The organism is Peribacillus sp. SRI_006, from assembly GCF_057586375.1.
Genome location: NZ_JBYCZT010000012.1, coordinates 176,522 through 192,422 on the forward strand (window position 1 = coordinate 176,522; position 15,901 = coordinate 192,422).

Sequence of the window (15,901 nt, forward strand, 5' to 3'; positions counted from 1 at the left end):
TCCGAGGATTATTAAGGGAGTCTTGAATGATACATGAACGTTACAGTTCAGATTTCACTTGAGCGGGAACACTTTTTTTCGTTAAATATTTTATGTCCTTGAAACTGACGAAATTCTTGGATTCCTCATCCCATAAACGGAAACGGAGTGAGCGCAAGCTTGTCGCAAGAGTGATCGTCGGAACGTTCTCTAAAGGCTGCGTATTATTATGCGCCATTTCCAATTTATAGTTAGGCACCCTTGGACTTAAATGATGAACATGATGGTAACCGATATTGCCAGTAAGGAACTGCATCAGTTTTGGAAGCTTATAAAAAGAACTTCCCTCCACTGCTGCCAATACATATTCCCACTCTTCATTTTCTTCAAAATAAGAGTCCTCGAATGTGTGCTGGACGTAAAACAGCCAAATGCCGATTGAACCGGAAATCATGAAAATGGAACCTTGTACCAGAAGGAACGACTGCCAGCCTACTGCCAGGCAAAGCAATGCCGCAAAAACGACGATTAATACATTCGTCAAATACGTATTATTTTTTTCCTTCTTTCTAGCACCTTTACGGTTAAATCTATTTTTAAGAAGGAAAACATAAATCGGCCCCAAACCAAACATGACCAACGGATTACGATAAAAACGATAAGCAAAACGAAGTTTAAACGGTGCAGCCAAATACTCATCTACCGTAAGGGTCCAAATATCACCTGTACCCCGCTTATCCAAATTACCGCTTGTTGCGTGATGCACAGAATGCTCATGTCCCCATTGATCAAACGGGAATAAAGTCAAAACACCCATGATCGTACCGACGATTCTATTCGCACGGCGGTCTTTGAAAAATGAATGATGCGTACAATCATGAAAAATGATGAATATTCTCGTCAAGAATCCTGCAGCAAACACAGCTGGGATTAAAGCTAACCAATAAGAAACGGAAAGACTTATATATGCTAGGTACCATAAAATGATGAACGGCCCCAAGGTATTGATGATCTGCCATATACTTTGCTTTGTCGTTGATTGTTCAAAAGGAGCAATTTGTTTTTTCAAGGATTTCGTATTTTGCAAGGTCATATTTCAATTGCACTTCCTTTTATTTGTCGTTATCCATAGTATAAAGAATCCAACCTGATTTTATTAGTACCAGGTGTCATGACTAGAAGATGACAAATGTCATGTACAAGTCATTTCCAGTGACAAACGTAAAAAAGGCCAACCAGGAAGAACCGGTTAACCTGTACACAAATATAGGATTTCTTTATCTTCAAAATAACAGGCGGCCTTACTTTAAGAACAGGACTGTCAATGCTTACAGTCCCATCAGTAAGCAAATGAAGGCCCGTTACTCTCCTTTTAAAAATAAATAAAGACCATAATCCGTCGAAGTTGAGGCATAACCCATTTGGCGCAGCATGGCCGTGATATTGCCGCGATGATAGGTTCCATGATTCACGACATGCGGTACCAGTTCGGCTGCACTTGTTTTCATTTGTCCGCCAGCTGGATTCTCAATCATTAGAGGCTTATCTAAATTTTCTTTTTGGCCAAGCAGCGATTTGTACCGCTCGGACAACTCAATAAACATGGCCTCCATTTCCTCCAATTCCTTTGACTTCATTTGTTCCTTCCGTTGTTCAGCCAGCTCCAATGCATGATTCATGCTTTTACCGGAAAAAACCTCCGCCCACCCCAGATCGGAAAGATACACATGGGCCATCACACTCGATATTGATGAAAACACACTTTGAACTTCTTGATGGTATACATCCTTTGGAAGCTCTTTTAAACGGTTGAAAATCTGATTATTTGCCCATATGTTGTAATCATAAAACTGTAATGCAAAATTTGACATATAAACCCTCCCCTTCTACTTACAAATCACTTGTCCTTCTTACGGAATAATTCGTCCCACACGATGGTTAGAAATGCCTTTCCACAATGTACCTCTATTTATATGGCTATTCTCCATAGTAAACTAGTAAAGTTAAATTTTACAAAGGGGAATAAAATCATTGTGAAAAAATTCTTTGGATGTTTTATCATGCTAAGCCTTCTTTGTATGTGTCTCTTTCCAACCAGTGGTCATTCATCAAGTAAAACCCAATCCATAGGTTTTGTTAAAGTGGACAATACAAAAGTTTTTAGTTCTCCTAAATTAGGTTCCACTCTATTAAAGACATTAAAGAAGGGCGAAGAGTTTCCCATCATTTCTTCTTCCGTTGGGGATTCCGCAGGGCCCATCATTCATAAAGTGAAGTCTGGAAACACACTATGGAAAATAGCAAATCAATATGGTGCTTCAGTAAGTGAGCTGCAAAAAGTAAATAAATTAACTTCTTCCGAAATAACTGTTGGCCAAAGCCTGAAGATTCCCCAGAAATATAAGATCCATAAGGTTGTATCAGGCGATACATTGTGGAAGATTTCTACTAAATACAAGGTAACAACAAATGATTTGACGAAATTAAATAACTTACGCACGGTTACCCTTAAAGTGGGCCAAAAATTGAAGGTTCCTGATTATTACTACCAGGTTCAATTGCTTGGCGGAAAAAAGGGCTGGATAAAGAAATCCCAGCTTCAAAATAAGGTGCAAAATCGTATCGTCATGGGCTGGAAGCATAACGGATCGAAAGAAAGCTATACCCAGCAACTTAAACACCCCAATTTGAATGTAGTATCTCCCCGTTCTTATACGCTGACGGATACCGGTAATTACGTTTCCGTTTCTGTAGATACAAAATACATCCAAGCTGCCCATAAACAAGGAAAACAAGTTTGGCAGCTTATCGGGAATAAATTTGACCCTGTATTAACTGGTTCTGTACTAGGCAATACAAAAAAACGCCAGAAATTAGTTTCAGCTTTACGCGATTCACTTGTTAAAACGAAAAGTGATGGAATAAATGTAGATTTCGAAAACATCGATCCAAAAAATAAGAAGCACTTTGTACTTTTCATAGGCGAACTGAAAAAGGCACTAAAACCGCATGGAATTAAAGTGTCTGTGGATGTCACCCGAGAAAATGAAGACCCTTATTGGTCAAAAAGCTTAGATAGGAAAGCACTTGGCAAAGTAGCCGACTATATAATCATAATGGGTTATGACGAGCATTGGGGAGGGAGCCCAGTAGCCGGGTCCGTTTCCTCGTTACCTTGGATCAAAGAAGGAACCAAGCTTTTAATGAAAGAAGTTCCTGCTCATAAGATCATATTGGCTGTACCATTTTATACGAGAGAATGGGTGACCGATTTGTCGACCAAAAAAGTGAAAAGTCATGACCTTACCATGGCTGAGGTCAACAAAATCATTTCAACTCAAAAACTTAATAAGGTATGGGATAAAAATACGCAACAAAATTACGTGGTGTATACTTCCAAAGGGAATAAGCATCAAATTTGGATAGAAGATAAAAAATCGATGAAGCTCCGTATGGACCTGGTTAAACAAAATCATCTAGGCGGTGCAGCTGCTTGGTACATTGGATCAGAAACCCCTGACATTTGGGATGTCTATCATTTTAATCAATAGGTACATGCATAAAGGAAAAAGGCCTCACATTGTGTGCGGCCTTTTTTGCATGACATCATTTTCAGTCGGTCCAGTCGTTTTAAGTGAATAGACCACCCCAATAAATATCAAGGAAATACCCAGAATTTGAATCCCGTCCGGTTTAAATCCTGAAAGCAGAATATCCAAAAGGATGGCAACTGCCGGATCGACAAAAATCATGAAAGATACTACATTTGTAGGCAAATGGCGAATACTATTAAAAAACAGCAAATACACGACGCCTGTATGGATGATGCCGGTAAGCACCGTATAAAACCATTCGGAAGATTTTAACGTTGAATATACGGAATAATCGACAAAAGGAATCAGTAATAGAAATCCAATGAACATTTGCAGAAATGTGGTCGCATATACACTGGTCTTTGTAATGCTCTTTCCTAAAAGCATGGTTGCCGCATAGAAAAAGGCAGCAATGATCCCATACATGATGCCCTCCCATTCAGGAGATGATGATCGAAATCCATCTGTCCCCATAATGAGTAATGTGCCAATGAAGCAAAGGGAAATGGCCAAGATGGAGAATACATTCATTTTCTCCCTAAAAATGAGGCTCCCTATAATGAGTACAAGGATCGGCGCTAAATGATAAAGCGAAATGGCGATTGTCACCGATATCAGCTCAAAAGATTTAAAGAGGAATATCCAGTTTAACAAGTTGGCCACCGCGCAGAAAATGATGAGCATTACCTCCCTGCCATTCCATATTTCGTTCTTGAAATGTCCGGTAATCATCCAGGCTGCACATAAGAAAACGGCAGCACAAATGCAGCGAACAAAAACAAGTTCCAATGCAGGAAGTCCTGATAGTTCCGAAAAGAAACCGACAGAACCGAAGATTGTCATGGCTAGAGACAGTTGAAGAAGTGCTATTTTATTCATTTAATTTCCCCTCATGAAATTTCCATTTTTTACATTTATACTATCATTTCTCGGGCATGCCGTCACGAGTAATGATATTCGCCCACATTTGATCCGGAATCATTAATGCACACCTGCTATCGCGCGGTAAGGTCGTCTTGATCTCGTCTTCCCTGCCTTCCATTATTTTGGCAGCCCAGTCCGGTTCCATCAGCAATTCCCTTCCTAAAGCGAAAAGCGGTATATTTTTCTCAAGCACAGCATTTGCTTCCTCTGGAGTATGAATCGATCCAAGTGATATGAAACTGGTCCTGCCAGCGATGACATCGCGGAGAATTTCGGTCCTTGTCAATCCCCTGTTCAATCCGCTTCTAGGCATGGACCAGACATTTTTAACAGAAAGATGTAAATAGGAAAGCCCCTGAGTTGCCAATTCATCTACCCATGCAGCTGTATCATCCATTTTCAATCCGCCTTCTTCCGGTTCTTCGGGGGAGAACCGATACCCAATAACGAATTCCTTGTCTGCATATAGATCACGGATCCGCTTCACCTCCGCGATGACGGCAAGTGGAAAATGCATTCTATTCTTCAAACTCCCTCCCCAATGATCTCTCCGTCTGTTAGAGTGGGGGGAGAAAAACTGCTGCAGGAGATAGCCATTCGCTCCATGGATTTCCACACCGTCGAATCCTGAACGAATGGCATGGCGGGTGGCTCTTCCAAAGTCTTGAATAGTGGATAGAATCTCAGTGTGGCTCATTGACCTTGGAATGTACTCTTCGCCCATTCCTTTATAAACGCTTGCAATGATTCCGCTCGGACTAACCATTTTTTCTCCGCCTGTACAGCTTGGAAGGCTCTCGCTTCCGCCATGATGAAGCTGGAGAATGGCTTTTGCACCTTTGGATTTGATGGTTTTTGAAAGCTCAGTGAGTCCAGCGATGCTTTGTTCATCATATACTTTCATTTGCCGGGGAAAGCTTGTCGCAACAGGGGAAATGGCGGCAGCAGCAGTAATGAACATGGCAGGTCCATCCGCCCTTCTTTTATAGTAGGCTAATTCCTCGTCAGAAACCAAGCCATCCTCTTGACCTGAATAAGTGGTCATCGGCGCAACTACAATCCTGTTTTTAAGAACCGTTCCATTAGAAAGCGTGTACGGTGAAAAAATTTGCCCGTATTTCCGTTTCATCATTTTCCATCACCCATTCGTATTTTAATTTGTAATGTTATTGTATTCTCGACCACATCATAAGTAAAATGAATGTTTTTCATTACTTGGATTAGAGTTTCTCATGTATAATTCATAGAAGAAGGGTGTGGGGCATTTGAATTTTTTTCAACTGGAAGTCTTTTTACATGTTGTTGAACACGGAAGTTTTACGAAAGCGGGAGACCGGATCGGACTGACTCAATCAGGCGTGAGCCATAACATTACAGCACTTGAAACGGAACTTGGTGTGACTTTATTGAAGCGTGACCGAAAAGGTATAACACTCACGACTGCGGGAGAACAAGTCATTCCACATATGCGGGCCATTGCTGCCAACCTTGCACATATCGAACAAAAGATTGCAGCTGTGAATGGAATGGAAATCGGTAAAATAACGATTGGCAGTTTTCCAAGCTTCACTGCCAGATTCATACCAAAGCTATTCTCCATCTTTAAAGAAAAATACCCTAATATCGATTTGCTGATTCATGAAGGTGGATATGAGGAAATCTTAACATGGATCGAAGAAGGAACAGTGGACATCGGCTTTGCAGCAAAACCAGTAAAGAACGTGGAATTCATCCCTCTGCTAACAGATCCTCTATCAGCTGTCGTGTACGAAGACCATCCGCTTTCAGGGAAAACCTCATTGAACCTGGAAGACTTCGTTGATCAACCATTCATCATGCTGAGATCTGGCTGTGAAACACTCATAGAAGATAGATTCCTGGAAGCCAAGATAAAACCAAACATTTCATACGACATTAAAGACAATCAAACGGTGCTCTCAATGGTAGCAGGAAAATTAGGCATCACGATTATGCCAGACCTGGCTTTACCGGAAAAACCCGAACGCATCAAAAGCCTGCCCTTGAACCCGGAACTTTCCCGGGAGATCGGATTGGTCATGAAATCAGCTAAACACCTTTCACCCGTCGCCAAGGAATTTACAAAAGTCGTTCAAAATCACTTCATCGGGTAATGGGCAGTATGAAAAAAACAAGAATCCTCTTTTCATGAAAGGGGATTCTTGTCGTGCCGATGATCATCCAAAGAATAGATCCAGCAGATTACTGCCTGCAGATGATTGCCTATTATAAAACTCCGAATAACCGCACTGCTTGCAATACACAACCGTAAATTGATTATTCTGGACATCGAACATTTTTGACAAGCCTGTTCCTGTCATGGCTACATCCTTCTTGGCAGCATCATTGCTTCCGCATTTCATACAACCCTTTTCGCTCATGATCCTTCATCTCCCAAATTTATTAAAATGATAAATGCTTATAAATACCGGAGCTTCCCGGCACCGTTCATACTTACATATACGGATAACGTGGATAAATGGTTTCGGAATTCATGCAAAAATATGTAAATTCCAATGAGTACTGTTTTATTGGCTGCCTTTTTTATTACGGTTAGACTTAATGGTAGGCAAAGCATTATACACACTACTTGCAAAATAATAGATTAAAATCATATGCATGGCATCACTTATAGGAACGGGGTATCATCAAGCTTAAAAATAGCAAATAATGCATATACCCCAACAAATATGATCGGATAAATGATGTAATGATAGATGAAATTTTTTATGAACATATTATTTTATCGCATCGCTTTCTTATTCACTTAAACAGCTAAAACCGATAATCGGGGACGCTGGTGAAATCATTAAATGACATCTGCATCATCCAATCGTATTTCGGCGACCCTTCCACCTGGTACACACCAGAATTCCAAGGTAATATTTCGTTTATGGTCAATGTATCCGATAATATCGGCTCCCTGTTCATAACTTTTATAATAATGATCTCCGTACTTCGAAAGGACGTCCGCTTTCTTACTTCCTAATTTAATGCCTTTGCTTGTTTGAAGGGAGTTTTCAAATTGGGCGTCGTCCGTACTTGAAATGATCAACCGCATGATTTTCCCTTTTTCCTCGTCTGTATTGATAGAGGCCGTTTTCAACCCGCCCTTCCAATAATAATAATCATAAGCCTTATTATTATCCTGATCGATGGGTTCTCCATATTCCCTGATGAATTCCGGACTCGATATGTTATCAAACACTTTAAATCCCCCGATAGTTTCATCAGACAAATCTGTTGATTTTGTCAATTTTTGAGAGAATGCCGAGTACACATAGAACCCTAACGCTATTCCAATAATTATAAATACAATGACTAACTTTCGTTTATAATGCATTTTCCCCATCTTTAAATCTGCTCCATCTCTATCAGATTATTTCCGCGAAGTCCGCAATTAACTAGTGTATTGTTCATATGTACATGGAGCTACTGACTAGCAAACAGGTAGGAACTGATCCCCATTACGAACCCCCCGCCTATCCCGATCACTACGCCAGCAACTGTCCATTGTGATATCACCATGCCCATTAGAAATAAAGAAAATCCTATAAGTCCAATTAATAGAACCTTGTTTTTATTCATTTTCCACCCCTAAACCCAACTGAATATCCTCATATTATCTTATACGGATAATTTTGGATAAAGGTTTCACTTTATGCCAGATTCTAAGCAGCAACATTCCTGTTGTATAAGAAAAACCGAAATCATCCACTGATTTCGGTTTTTCGCTCTATTTAATTAGTGATATCTTTTTTCTGGAAGAAGAAGAAAGTTAGCGCTAAAAAGATAAGATAATAGATTCCCAGTACACCCATCGAGAATCCAAGTGTAGCTCCATCGAACATGTCTATCGTTCCGGAAATATAGCCCCTTAAATCGAGATGGGGGAATAAGACGAATTTTAACCACTCGTATTTTCCGATGAATGATTGAATGACCATATTTAATGTCGAAGAGGCAAATAGGATGAAAATGGATATACCTACTGCTAGTGCTTGGTTTTTAAATAATGTGCTTAACATGAAAGCGATGGTCGTGATGACTAGGAATCCTGGTATCCAGTAAACGATCATGTCCACGAAATATTCGCCGACTACCACCGGACTGAATTCGAAAGATGCAGGATCCATGATTTTGTCTGAATACGAACCATTGCCAAAGAATATGATTCCGATTAGATAACTGAATATAAGCAGGCTCGCAAGTAATAACGCTGCAAATAACAAGGAAGTAATATATTTGGAAAGAAGGATCTTCCAACGTTTATAAGGCCTGATCAACAGTTGTTTAATGGTCCCATCGGAAAATTCCGAGGAAACGAGCGAGCTGCAAACAATAACGACGAATAAAGTGACAAATGATGTTAATGTTGTAGTCCATTCAGCCATATAGGTCCAATTCGTGTTTAAGTCAGGGTTTATATTATCAGCCAACAGTTGCTTGTTGTAAGTAATTTCTTCCATGATGGCGGCTTTTTCTTCTTCACTGATTTCCTTAGCTTCCAAAGCCTTTTCCTGTTCTTGGATATCGGCGTTTAACTCTTGCTTCCAATCTTTATTCGTTTCGTCAGGACTTAGTTTATAATCGATGACCGCAGCCCCTAATGCTGCCAATAATAGAAAAGCGATGAATATATAAGTTGATACTTTTGAAAAGATTTTCATCCATTCATTTTTTACTAAGGACATCATACAGACTCCCTCATTTCCTGCTCAGTAATTTCGAAGAATTTATCTTCCAGCGTTTTTCTGGTTATGCCAATTTCAAAGACATCCAGATCATTTGCATTAAAACTCCTGTTTATATGGGCTGTTTGTTCTCTGGTGGCCGATACGGAGATTTTCTTCGCACCACTTTTTAGGATCGTGATATCCGCAAACTGTTCTTGAAGGATTTTTTTAGCTAGCTTCCCATCACTGACGGTGAATGACACTTCATTGATCGTTTCAGTTTTTTCATCAACAATATGTTCTTTCGTATGGATCAGTTTTCCCTTTTCGATAACGGCAAAACTATCACACATCAATTGCATTTCCGATAGTAAATGTGATGAAATCAATATCCCGACGCCTTCACTTGCCAGTACTTTCAAATAATCACGAAACTCGCGAATCCCTTGCGGATCCAAGCCATTCGTCGGTTCATCAAAAATCAATAACGACGGTTTATGTAAAATGGCCTGTGCCACGCCAAGGCGCTGGCGCATTCCCAATGAATAGGTTTTAACCTTCTTATCAATGGCATGATCCAGTTTGACAAGCTTAATGACCTCTTCTATTCTCTCATTGGATATGTCATTGGATGACATCCGGGCATAATGCAGGATATTCTTTCTGCCTGTCATATATTTATAGAACTCCGGATTTTCAACAATGGCCCCCAATTCATGCATCGCACCTTCGAAATCATGATCGAGGTCACTGCCATTGATCATGACCGTACCGCCCGTACGATTGATGAGACCTGTGATCATACGGATGATCGTGGTCTTCCCAGCACCATTCGGACCTAGTAAACCAAATATTTCATTGCTTTTTATTTCAAAGCTAACATTGTCTACGATGGTTGCTTTTCCAATTTTTTTAGTTAAGGATTGAACCTTAAGAACCGATTCAGACATATAATACCTTCCTTTTTTATAAATTTCCAAAATCACACAAATTCAACATTACCATATTATGCATATTATTACTATACTGATATTCTTCTAATTAGGTATATTGAACCAATGCCTCCGCCGGCGTCAACTTCCCGCCCCCATTATCCCAAAACACTGCCTTCACTTTTTTTCTTCGAAATAGCAACAACTCCTATATATCGTTACCATTTTATACGATTACGTAAGGAGAAAGTTTCAGGATTATTTTATCTGATAAGGAAAATTCACTATAATTTATACAATATATAGGTAAATCCAATAGAAATGGCCAGACCCAATGCAAATAGAAGGATTTTTCTAATAATGGAAGGTAAGAGCTTATATATCATCATTACAATTACATCGATGAAATTTGTGGGTATTCCGGAGCCGAACTCTTTGATTTCTTTCTTTTTGCCAAATAGGGCGAACCACATTATAAAAAGACCGCATAAAATAAAAATGATGGAAAAAATCTTATATCCCATTGAATGTCACCCGTTTCCTCATAGGCTAAACGATATTGTTATTATTATCTTAACTTTCAAGTTTCAAAATGAACTCTTCAACCTCTTTGCCTCTTGCATGGGAATACCCTTTGTCCTCATCGAATCTTTCAAATCCGCATTTTTCCAGCACCCGGATGGATGCAAAGTTATCCTTGGCTGAGCGGGCATAAACAGGGCGGACTTTTATTTTCGGCAAAAAATGGAGCAGTGCACATGTAGCGATCCCTTTACCCCAAAATTGCTTCCCGATCCAATAACTGACTTCCGGGTTACCAAACTGTTCAAACTTGAGAATGCTGCCTGCCACACCCCCATTGCAGAGTATGGTCATTTTTTGAATATCCCGGTTCGATAAGATGTTCTTCCAGTGAGTCAAAAAAGCCGCCTTGTCTGATGGATCCTTAGATGTGAAAGCAGCCATATAGTTTGCGGCAGGATCCAATTGCTGCTCGAAAAAGATAGGAAGATCACTCTCCTTGACCTCCCGCAAGCGGACTCCTTCGTCATTCGTTTGCAATCCCATATACTCATCCCCCACACCAAAATATAACATTCATTAAAACTGGAAAAACCGAAGACTCTGCCATCTTCGGCGCGGTTTCATTCTTTCATCTTACTATAATTGCCGTTGAACTGTTATTGCTCAATATGCTTGATAACGTCAGACAAGCTCTTATCCGCCATGGATCGGAGGCGAAAATGATGATTTTCAAAAGCTAAAGCGTCCGTCACGGGATTTGGTACGATTACACACTTTAACCCAGCAGTCAGGGCCGCTTGAAGCCCATTTAACGAATCTTCAAATGCTACGGCTTCTGCAGGCTGAATGCCTAGGACTTCAATTGCCTTTACATACAAATCGGGCGCTGGCTTAACTTTATCAACATCATCCCCTGTGATCATAACTTCAAAATAGTGTAACAGCCCGAGTTCCCCCAAATGATGAGTGACCCATTCTTTTGTCGAGCTTGAAGCGAGGGCGATTGTATATCCATTTCTTTTTGCTTCTTCTAGATAATCCTTCACACCTTCACGTGCCTGTGCTGTTTTCATCTTTACTTCATGGAGGCTTTTTGCTCTGGATTCAATTTCTTCAATATTACACCTTTCCCCCAGCTGATCTTTGAAGTACTGATTTAGTTCAGTATTATCGGTTCCGATACATGTAACAAAATGTTCGAGTGGCAAATCAGATTCATAAAAAGCCATCGTTTCTTTATAGGCCTCATACCAAACCGTTTCCGTGTCTAAAATTAAGCCATCAAAGTCGAAAATAACTGCCTTAATCATATGATTCCCTCCTTTAACCTTACAATAGAATTTATATTAACTTAAACGTACATGAATGAATGCCCCTGTTCAACCAAACGGTTCCGTTAGTTTCATATGAAACTTGATTTTTTCCCATAATTCGACAATTGATAAGGATATGGTAACCCGATGTCAGCCTCATTTCTTTTCTTTTTGTTACATGTTTTAACAATTACTTAGTGCCTTCGCGGTGTTTTTCCTTAACTGCGCCTAAAAGAGTGATAGTTTAACGAATGGTTTAATTGCAGGAAACAACGAGGAGGATAAACATGAAGAAAATTTTATTAACGATCCTAACGGCTTCTGTATTCATTCTAGGAGTTTGCATGCCAACTAAAGGCGAAGCCGCTGCTTTGGATCGCACACTTTCATTTGGAATGAGTAATAGTGATGTTAAAGAATTACAAGAATTATTACTGACAAAAGGGGTTTTTCCCTATCATGAAGCAACAGGTTACTACGGCCCGATTACAAAGGAATCCGTAAAGAAGTTTCAGGAAAAATCAGGGCTGAAAGTCGATGGAATATCAGGAACACAAACGAATCAGAAAATACAGGTACTGAAAAGCGGGGATATGGGAAGACCTGTAGCTGAACTGCAAAGGCTATTGAAAGCCTGGGATGTTTACTCATCAACGGTCGATGGCATTTATGGATCAGGTACAAAACAAGCAGTCATGAACTTTCAAAAGCAAAAGGGATTATCCGCTGACGGTATAGCCGGTGCACGGACCTTCAGTAAATTAGAAGAAAGAGCCAGTTTAGCAAGCTCAGCCGTTAAAGAATTGACGGTTACAAGTACGGCTTATACAGCAAGCTGCGAAGGATGTTCAGGAAATACAAGAATGGGTGTCGATTTAGAAAAATATGATGATGCCAAACTGATAGCAGTCGATCCGAACGTGATTCCGCTAGGCTCCATCGTGGAAGTCGAAGGCTACGGACAAGCAATCGCTGCAGACACGGGCGGTGCGATCAAAGGAAACAGAATCGATGTATTCATCGCGAAAGAAGCGGATGCTCTAACGTGGGGAAGAAAGCAAGTGAAGGTAAGAGTCATTAGATAATGCATGACATAAATATCGATTTACTATAAAAATAGATACATACCCAAACCGCAAAGAGCATGTATGGAATCCATTCATGCTCTTTCGGTCTGTTTAAACCAATTTGTACATGATAATGTCATCAACGTATTCACTTTCGCTCATCTTGAATTCTTTGATTTTACGGCCTTCTTCTACAAACCCCAGCCGTTTATACAATGATATTGCCCGATGATTCGTTGAAAAAACCCCCAAACTCACCTTTTCAATCAACGGATTGGCTTCTGCCCAATCCAATAACGCCTCAATAAGCTCTTTTCCGATTCCCATCCCTCTGAAATTTTTTCTGATCATCACCCCAAATGAGCCCTTGTGGAACATTCTCTTCCTATTTTCCGATTGAAAGGCTATCCATCCGACCACTTCATCATTCATTTCAGCCACGATGATGGTTTCCCGTTCATTTTCCAATAAACTTCGTATCCAATCTCGTTGCTGTTCAGGTGTTTTATTGAACTCCTCCGATACGGCAATAAAATACTCGCCTTCGGAAATAACGGAATTCTGTACATCCAAAACCGCTTCCGCATCTTCCAATACACCATTCCGGATCATATATGCAAGCCGATTATTTTTCATTCCTGGCATTCCAATCCCCCTTAATGAACCATGTTCGGATCGAAGTGAACAATAGTCCGGCCTTCCATGATTCTTTGTTCAATTTTTTGAACGGTATTGGATAATGAACGATCCGCATTCTTCAAATCATACTTTTTATGAAAAAAGTTATATAACGTTAAATCCCTTAGCTTTAAAAATAGAGGAATCGTTTCGTATTCCACAGGTGCCAGGATATTTTCCGTCTCATACCCTTTTATGAATTCCCTCATGAACTTGGCAGCATATTCATCGAGCCCTTTTATCCCTTCACGTTCCAAACTCCACATCAGATAGTACAGAGGGATCGCCAAATCGCTGGCAAACCAGTGATAAGAACAGTCATCAAAGTCAAAAACATGAATCCGCCCCTCATGATAGTGGAAATTGCCGTTATGTATATCAGAATGAATCAAGCCAAAATTATCTTGATGAACGGAAAGGGCATTTAAATGCTTGTTGATTATTTCTTGTTGGCGGATCACTTGCTCCGGTACATCGGATTGATAGAGCTGGACATTCAATAATTCCTCTTCATGCCAATCCAGCCGTTTATATTTCGCTTCAGGCTTATAACTTTTTGTTTGTTTATGCATTTGGCCAATGGTTCTTCCCCATTCAAAAAATAAAGGTCCATCGAAATTTTCATCAGTGACTTTCATCCTAACACCAGGAGCTTTTTCAAACAGGCAACAATAAAATTCCGTACCATCCGAGCCCTTTACAATTTCAACTAAATTCTTTTCTAACGAAAAGAGAACTTTAGGAATTTCACTCCCATTATTCTGTAAATGCTCAATCCACTTTAACTCAGCAAGCACTTGATCTTTTGTACGATGTGATTGATGGGTCATTCTTAAGATATATGCCGTCCCATCCCTGTAAACCTCAAAAACGTAGTTCTCTGCATCTCCAAGTTTAACCGGATTCCCAGCATTTACTTGAAAAAAATCCCCCGCCAATTTCACCAATTCATTAGAAAAAATTCGTTCTACCGCTGCTTCCATGATCTTCACTCCCATTGCCAACATTATTAATGAAAACGATTTATACTATGCTTTATATACGATACCAAGATGCCATTTTCCTTTATTTGTATTTTATAAATCTAAAAAGTATAGAAATGTTCTTTGCATAATCATTTATTAACGGCTCCTTCGTCTTTCTCAAAGGCTGTTTTCACATACTCTGTTGCTAGTTGAATTCCCCTCCAGATGCTCGCTTTCCTTGGTGCGGGCGGTGAGCCCCCTCGGCGTAAACGCCTGTGGGGTCTCACCTGTCCCGCCGCTCCCGCAGGAGTCTCGCACTTCCGCTCCAATCAACCTTAGATAGTTTCGTTTTAAAAACAACAACCTTTACGAAAAGAGCCTTCTCAAAAAAAAAAAAAAACGCCCTATAGGGGCGTCCAAAATCAAGTTTCCTTTTCTTCTTCATTCGCTATTTTATTGAACTTCAAGATTGTTTCTTCGATTACCGGATTATTGAATTCCTCTTGGATGGCTGATTGTACAAATTTATCTTCTTCACCATTCATTTCATCCCACTCATTAACTCTGTATTCTGGATCCCGACGATTTGATTTACCGTTTTGTTCCTCATTATTTAGCAACTATCTTCACCTCTTAACCATAGTAGAGTTCGAACCATTCATAAGCAGAAAGAATATATCCTTTCAATAATCATCCTTGATTGAAATGGGTGAACCCGTTGAGGTATGTTGATTAACCCAGTCGAGCGATACTTTTGAAACGGCATCCCATTCAGGTATTTGGGCTTTATGTTGTTCCACCCAGCTCATGCAATATTGCGGGTCAATATTGCTTTCTTCAGATTTTGCCAAAAATGACTGAATTGTGGTTTCCGTACAATTTTCCCATGATCCACATGTATCCTGCCAAATATGTTCCATTTTCATTTGGATATTTTCGTTAGCCATTGGGATTCCTCCTTAATTAAATATTACTTATTGATATCTTCATTAAGTATGTCCAAGGCTAAATAAATCATTACAAAAATTGGGGTTTTTTAGCGAAAGAATGAATTTACAGTCGTAAAAATGATGAATAAACTGATTACGATAAACAAAATCCGCCAAAACCAATAGCTGCTTACGAAAGGAAAATCATTGCCTTTTCAATCTCCTTTACACCTTTATACAGCCAATTGTATTGAAACAAACCAGTTTTGGAGCATTTCCAGTAAGTTTCGGGCTATTATGCG

Annotated in this window: 19 protein-coding genes; 3 read left to right on the top strand and 16 right to left on the bottom strand. The window is 39.8% G+C overall.

The window, feature by feature from the left end:
* Positions 1-40 precede the first annotated feature (40 nt).
* The gene (gene desA / locus AC2YHV_RS18720; RefSeq protein WP_202311864.1) at positions 41-1,072 is read right to left on the bottom strand and encodes a Delta(5) desaturase DesA; all 1,032 of its coding nucleotides are present in this window, start codon (positions 1,070-1,072) and stop codon (positions 41-43) included.
* A 268-nt stretch (positions 1,073-1,340) separates the two neighbouring features.
* Positions 1,341-1,850, bottom strand: a complete 510-nt coding sequence (locus tag AC2YHV_RS18725; RefSeq protein ID WP_487373816.1) for a DinB family protein — start codon at positions 1,848-1,850, stop codon at positions 1,341-1,343.
* A gap of 270 nt (positions 1,851-2,120) precedes the next feature.
* Between AC2YHV_RS18725 and AC2YHV_RS18730 the strand changes: the two genes are divergently transcribed.
* Positions 2,121-3,530, top strand: coding sequence for a LysM peptidoglycan-binding domain-containing protein (locus tag AC2YHV_RS18730; RefSeq protein WP_487373817.1), 1,410 nt, complete (start codon positions 2,121-2,123; stop codon positions 3,528-3,530).
* 24 nt (positions 3,531-3,554) lie between these two features.
* Here AC2YHV_RS18730 and AC2YHV_RS18735 read toward each other — a convergent pair whose 3' ends face one another.
* Both AC2YHV_RS18735 and AC2YHV_RS18740 read right to left on the bottom strand, forming a co-directional pair.
* On the bottom strand, positions 3,555-4,451 hold the full coding sequence (locus AC2YHV_RS18735) for a DMT family transporter (protein ID WP_487373818.1): 897 nt from the start codon (positions 4,449-4,451) through the stop codon (positions 3,555-3,557).
* Positions 4,452-4,494: 43 nt separating this feature from the next.
* The gene (locus tag AC2YHV_RS18740) at positions 4,495-5,628 is read right to left on the bottom strand and encodes an NADH-dependent flavin oxidoreductase (protein WP_487373819.1); all 1,134 of its coding nucleotides are present in this window, start codon (positions 5,626-5,628) and stop codon (positions 4,495-4,497) included.
* A gap of 133 nt (positions 5,629-5,761) precedes the next feature.
* Here AC2YHV_RS18740 and AC2YHV_RS18745 point away from each other — a divergent pair, with 133 nt between their 5' ends.
* Positions 5,762-6,628, top strand: a complete 867-nt coding sequence (locus AC2YHV_RS18745; protein ID WP_106028572.1) for a LysR family transcriptional regulator — start codon at positions 5,762-5,764, stop codon at positions 6,626-6,628.
* A gap of 63 nt (positions 6,629-6,691) precedes the next feature.
* On the opposite strand, the gene AC2YHV_RS18750 is transcribed toward AC2YHV_RS18745, so the two are convergent.
* The 8 genes from AC2YHV_RS18750 to AC2YHV_RS18785 all read right to left on the bottom strand — a co-directional run bounded on the left by AC2YHV_RS18750 (position 6,692) and on the right by AC2YHV_RS18785 (position 11,957).
* On the bottom strand, positions 6,692-6,895 hold the full coding sequence (locus tag AC2YHV_RS18750; protein ID WP_057276417.1) for a zinc ribbon domain-containing protein: 204 nt from the start codon (positions 6,893-6,895) through the stop codon (positions 6,692-6,694).
* 428 nt (positions 6,896-7,323) lie between these two features.
* The gene (locus AC2YHV_RS18755; RefSeq protein WP_487373820.1) at positions 7,324-7,866 is read right to left on the bottom strand and encodes a hypothetical protein; all 543 of its coding nucleotides are present in this window, start codon (positions 7,864-7,866) and stop codon (positions 7,324-7,326) included.
* 80 nt (positions 7,867-7,946) lie between these two features.
* Positions 7,947-8,102, bottom strand: a complete 156-nt coding sequence (locus AC2YHV_RS18760) for a hypothetical protein (RefSeq protein WP_164468796.1) — start codon at positions 8,100-8,102, stop codon at positions 7,947-7,949.
* A 152-nt stretch (positions 8,103-8,254) separates the two neighbouring features.
* Positions 8,255-9,208 (bottom strand): DUF2705 family protein, encoded by a 954-nt coding sequence (locus AC2YHV_RS18765; protein WP_191929407.1) that lies wholly within the window; start codon positions 9,206-9,208, stop codon positions 8,255-8,257.
* Positions 9,208-10,140 (bottom strand): ABC transporter ATP-binding protein, encoded by a 933-nt coding sequence (locus AC2YHV_RS18770; protein WP_098866310.1) that lies wholly within the window; start codon positions 10,138-10,140, stop codon positions 9,208-9,210. The genes AC2YHV_RS18765 and AC2YHV_RS18770 overlap by 1 nt, the downstream gene beginning before the upstream one ends.
* Before the next feature lie 266 nt (positions 10,141-10,406).
* The gene (locus AC2YHV_RS18775) at positions 10,407-10,646 is read right to left on the bottom strand and encodes a hypothetical protein (protein ID WP_487373822.1); all 240 of its coding nucleotides are present in this window, start codon (positions 10,644-10,646) and stop codon (positions 10,407-10,409) included.
* Positions 10,647-10,695: 49 nt separating this feature from the next.
* On the bottom strand, positions 10,696-11,190 hold the full coding sequence (locus AC2YHV_RS18780) for a GNAT family N-acetyltransferase (protein WP_487373823.1): 495 nt from the start codon (positions 11,188-11,190) through the stop codon (positions 10,696-10,698).
* 113 nt (positions 11,191-11,303) lie between these two features.
* Positions 11,304-11,957 carry an HAD family hydrolase gene (locus AC2YHV_RS18785; RefSeq protein ID WP_487373824.1) on the bottom strand — a complete coding sequence of 218 codons (654 nt, stop codon included), beginning with the start codon at positions 11,955-11,957 and terminating at the stop codon, positions 11,304-11,306.
* 290 nt (positions 11,958-12,247) lie between these two features.
* On the opposite strand from AC2YHV_RS18785, the gene AC2YHV_RS18790 reads away from it, so the two are divergent.
* Positions 12,248-13,045: a peptidoglycan-binding protein gene (locus tag AC2YHV_RS18790; protein ID WP_063575137.1), complete on the top strand. Its 798-nt coding sequence runs from the start codon at positions 12,248-12,250 to the stop codon at positions 13,043-13,045.
* 93 nt (positions 13,046-13,138) lie between these two features.
* Here AC2YHV_RS18790 and AC2YHV_RS18795 read toward each other — a convergent pair whose 3' ends face one another.
* The 4 genes from AC2YHV_RS18795 to AC2YHV_RS18810 all read right to left on the bottom strand — a co-directional run bounded on the left by AC2YHV_RS18795 (position 13,139) and on the right by AC2YHV_RS18810 (position 15,617).
* Positions 13,139-13,663, bottom strand: coding sequence for an N-acetyltransferase family protein (locus AC2YHV_RS18795; protein WP_487373855.1), 525 nt, complete (start codon positions 13,661-13,663; stop codon positions 13,139-13,141).
* Between the two features lie 20 nt (positions 13,664-13,683).
* Positions 13,684-14,688, bottom strand: a complete 1,005-nt coding sequence (locus AC2YHV_RS18800; RefSeq protein WP_487373825.1) for a phosphotransferase enzyme family protein — start codon at positions 14,686-14,688, stop codon at positions 13,684-13,686.
* A 404-nt stretch (positions 14,689-15,092) separates the two neighbouring features.
* A complete protein-coding gene (locus AC2YHV_RS18805) occupies positions 15,093-15,290 on the bottom strand; it encodes a hypothetical protein (RefSeq protein ID WP_063575134.1) in 198 nt (65 codons plus the stop codon).
* A 63-nt stretch (positions 15,291-15,353) separates the two neighbouring features.
* Positions 15,354-15,617, bottom strand: a complete 264-nt coding sequence (locus tag AC2YHV_RS18810) for a hypothetical protein (protein WP_057276427.1) — start codon at positions 15,615-15,617, stop codon at positions 15,354-15,356.
* Positions 15,618-15,901: the final 284 nt, after the last annotated feature.

What these genes read in the sequence shown, in the direction of transcription:
- desA (WP_202311864.1), bottom strand. Translation starts at nt 1,072, where the DNA reads ATGACCTTGCAAAATACGAAATCCTTGAAAAAACAAATTGCTCCTTTT.
- AC2YHV_RS18725 (WP_487373816.1), bottom strand. Translation starts at nt 1,850, where the DNA reads ATGTCAAATTTTGCATTACAGTTTTATGATTACAACATATGGGCAAAT.
- AC2YHV_RS18735 (WP_487373818.1), bottom strand. Translation starts at nt 4,451, where the DNA reads ATGAATAAAATAGCACTTCTTCAACTGTCTCTAGCCATGACAATCTTC.
- AC2YHV_RS18740 (WP_487373819.1), bottom strand. Translation starts at nt 5,628, where the DNA reads ATGATGAAACGGAAATACGGGCAAATTTTTTCACCGTACACGCTTTCT.
- AC2YHV_RS18750 (WP_057276417.1), bottom strand. Translation starts at nt 6,895, where the DNA reads ATGAGCGAAAAGGGTTGTATGAAATGCGGAAGCAATGATGCTGCCAAG.
- AC2YHV_RS18755 (WP_487373820.1), bottom strand. Translation starts at nt 7,866, where the DNA reads ATGGGGAAAATGCATTATAAACGAAAGTTAGTCATTGTATTTATAATT.
- AC2YHV_RS18760 (WP_164468796.1), bottom strand. Translation starts at nt 8,102, where the DNA reads ATGAATAAAAACAAGGTTCTATTAATTGGACTTATAGGATTTTCTTTA.
- AC2YHV_RS18765 (WP_191929407.1), bottom strand. Translation starts at nt 9,208, where the DNA reads ATGTCCTTAGTAAAAAATGAATGGATGAAAATCTTTTCAAAAGTATCA.
- AC2YHV_RS18770 (WP_098866310.1), bottom strand. Translation starts at nt 10,140, where the DNA reads ATGTCTGAATCGGTTCTTAAGGTTCAATCCTTAACTAAAAAAATTGGA.
- AC2YHV_RS18775 (WP_487373822.1), bottom strand. Translation starts at nt 10,646, where the DNA reads ATGGGATATAAGATTTTTTCCATCATTTTTATTTTATGCGGTCTTTTT.
- AC2YHV_RS18780 (WP_487373823.1), bottom strand. Translation starts at nt 11,190, where the DNA reads ATGGGATTGCAAACGAATGACGAAGGAGTCCGCTTGCGGGAGGTCAAG.
- AC2YHV_RS18785 (WP_487373824.1), bottom strand. Translation starts at nt 11,957, where the DNA reads ATGATTAAGGCAGTTATTTTCGACTTTGATGGCTTAATTTTAGACACG.
- AC2YHV_RS18790 (WP_063575137.1), top strand. Translation starts at nt 12,248, where the DNA reads ATGAAGAAAATTTTATTAACGATCCTAACGGCTTCTGTATTCATTCTA.
- AC2YHV_RS18795 (WP_487373855.1), bottom strand. Translation starts at nt 13,663, where the DNA reads ATGAAAAATAATCGGCTTGCATATATGATCCGGAATGGTGTATTGGAA.
- AC2YHV_RS18800 (WP_487373825.1), bottom strand. Translation starts at nt 14,688, where the DNA reads ATGGAAGCAGCGGTAGAACGAATTTTTTCTAATGAATTGGTGAAATTG.
- AC2YHV_RS18810 (WP_057276427.1), bottom strand. Translation starts at nt 15,617, where the DNA reads ATGGCTAACGAAAATATCCAAATGAAAATGGAACATATTTGGCAGGAT.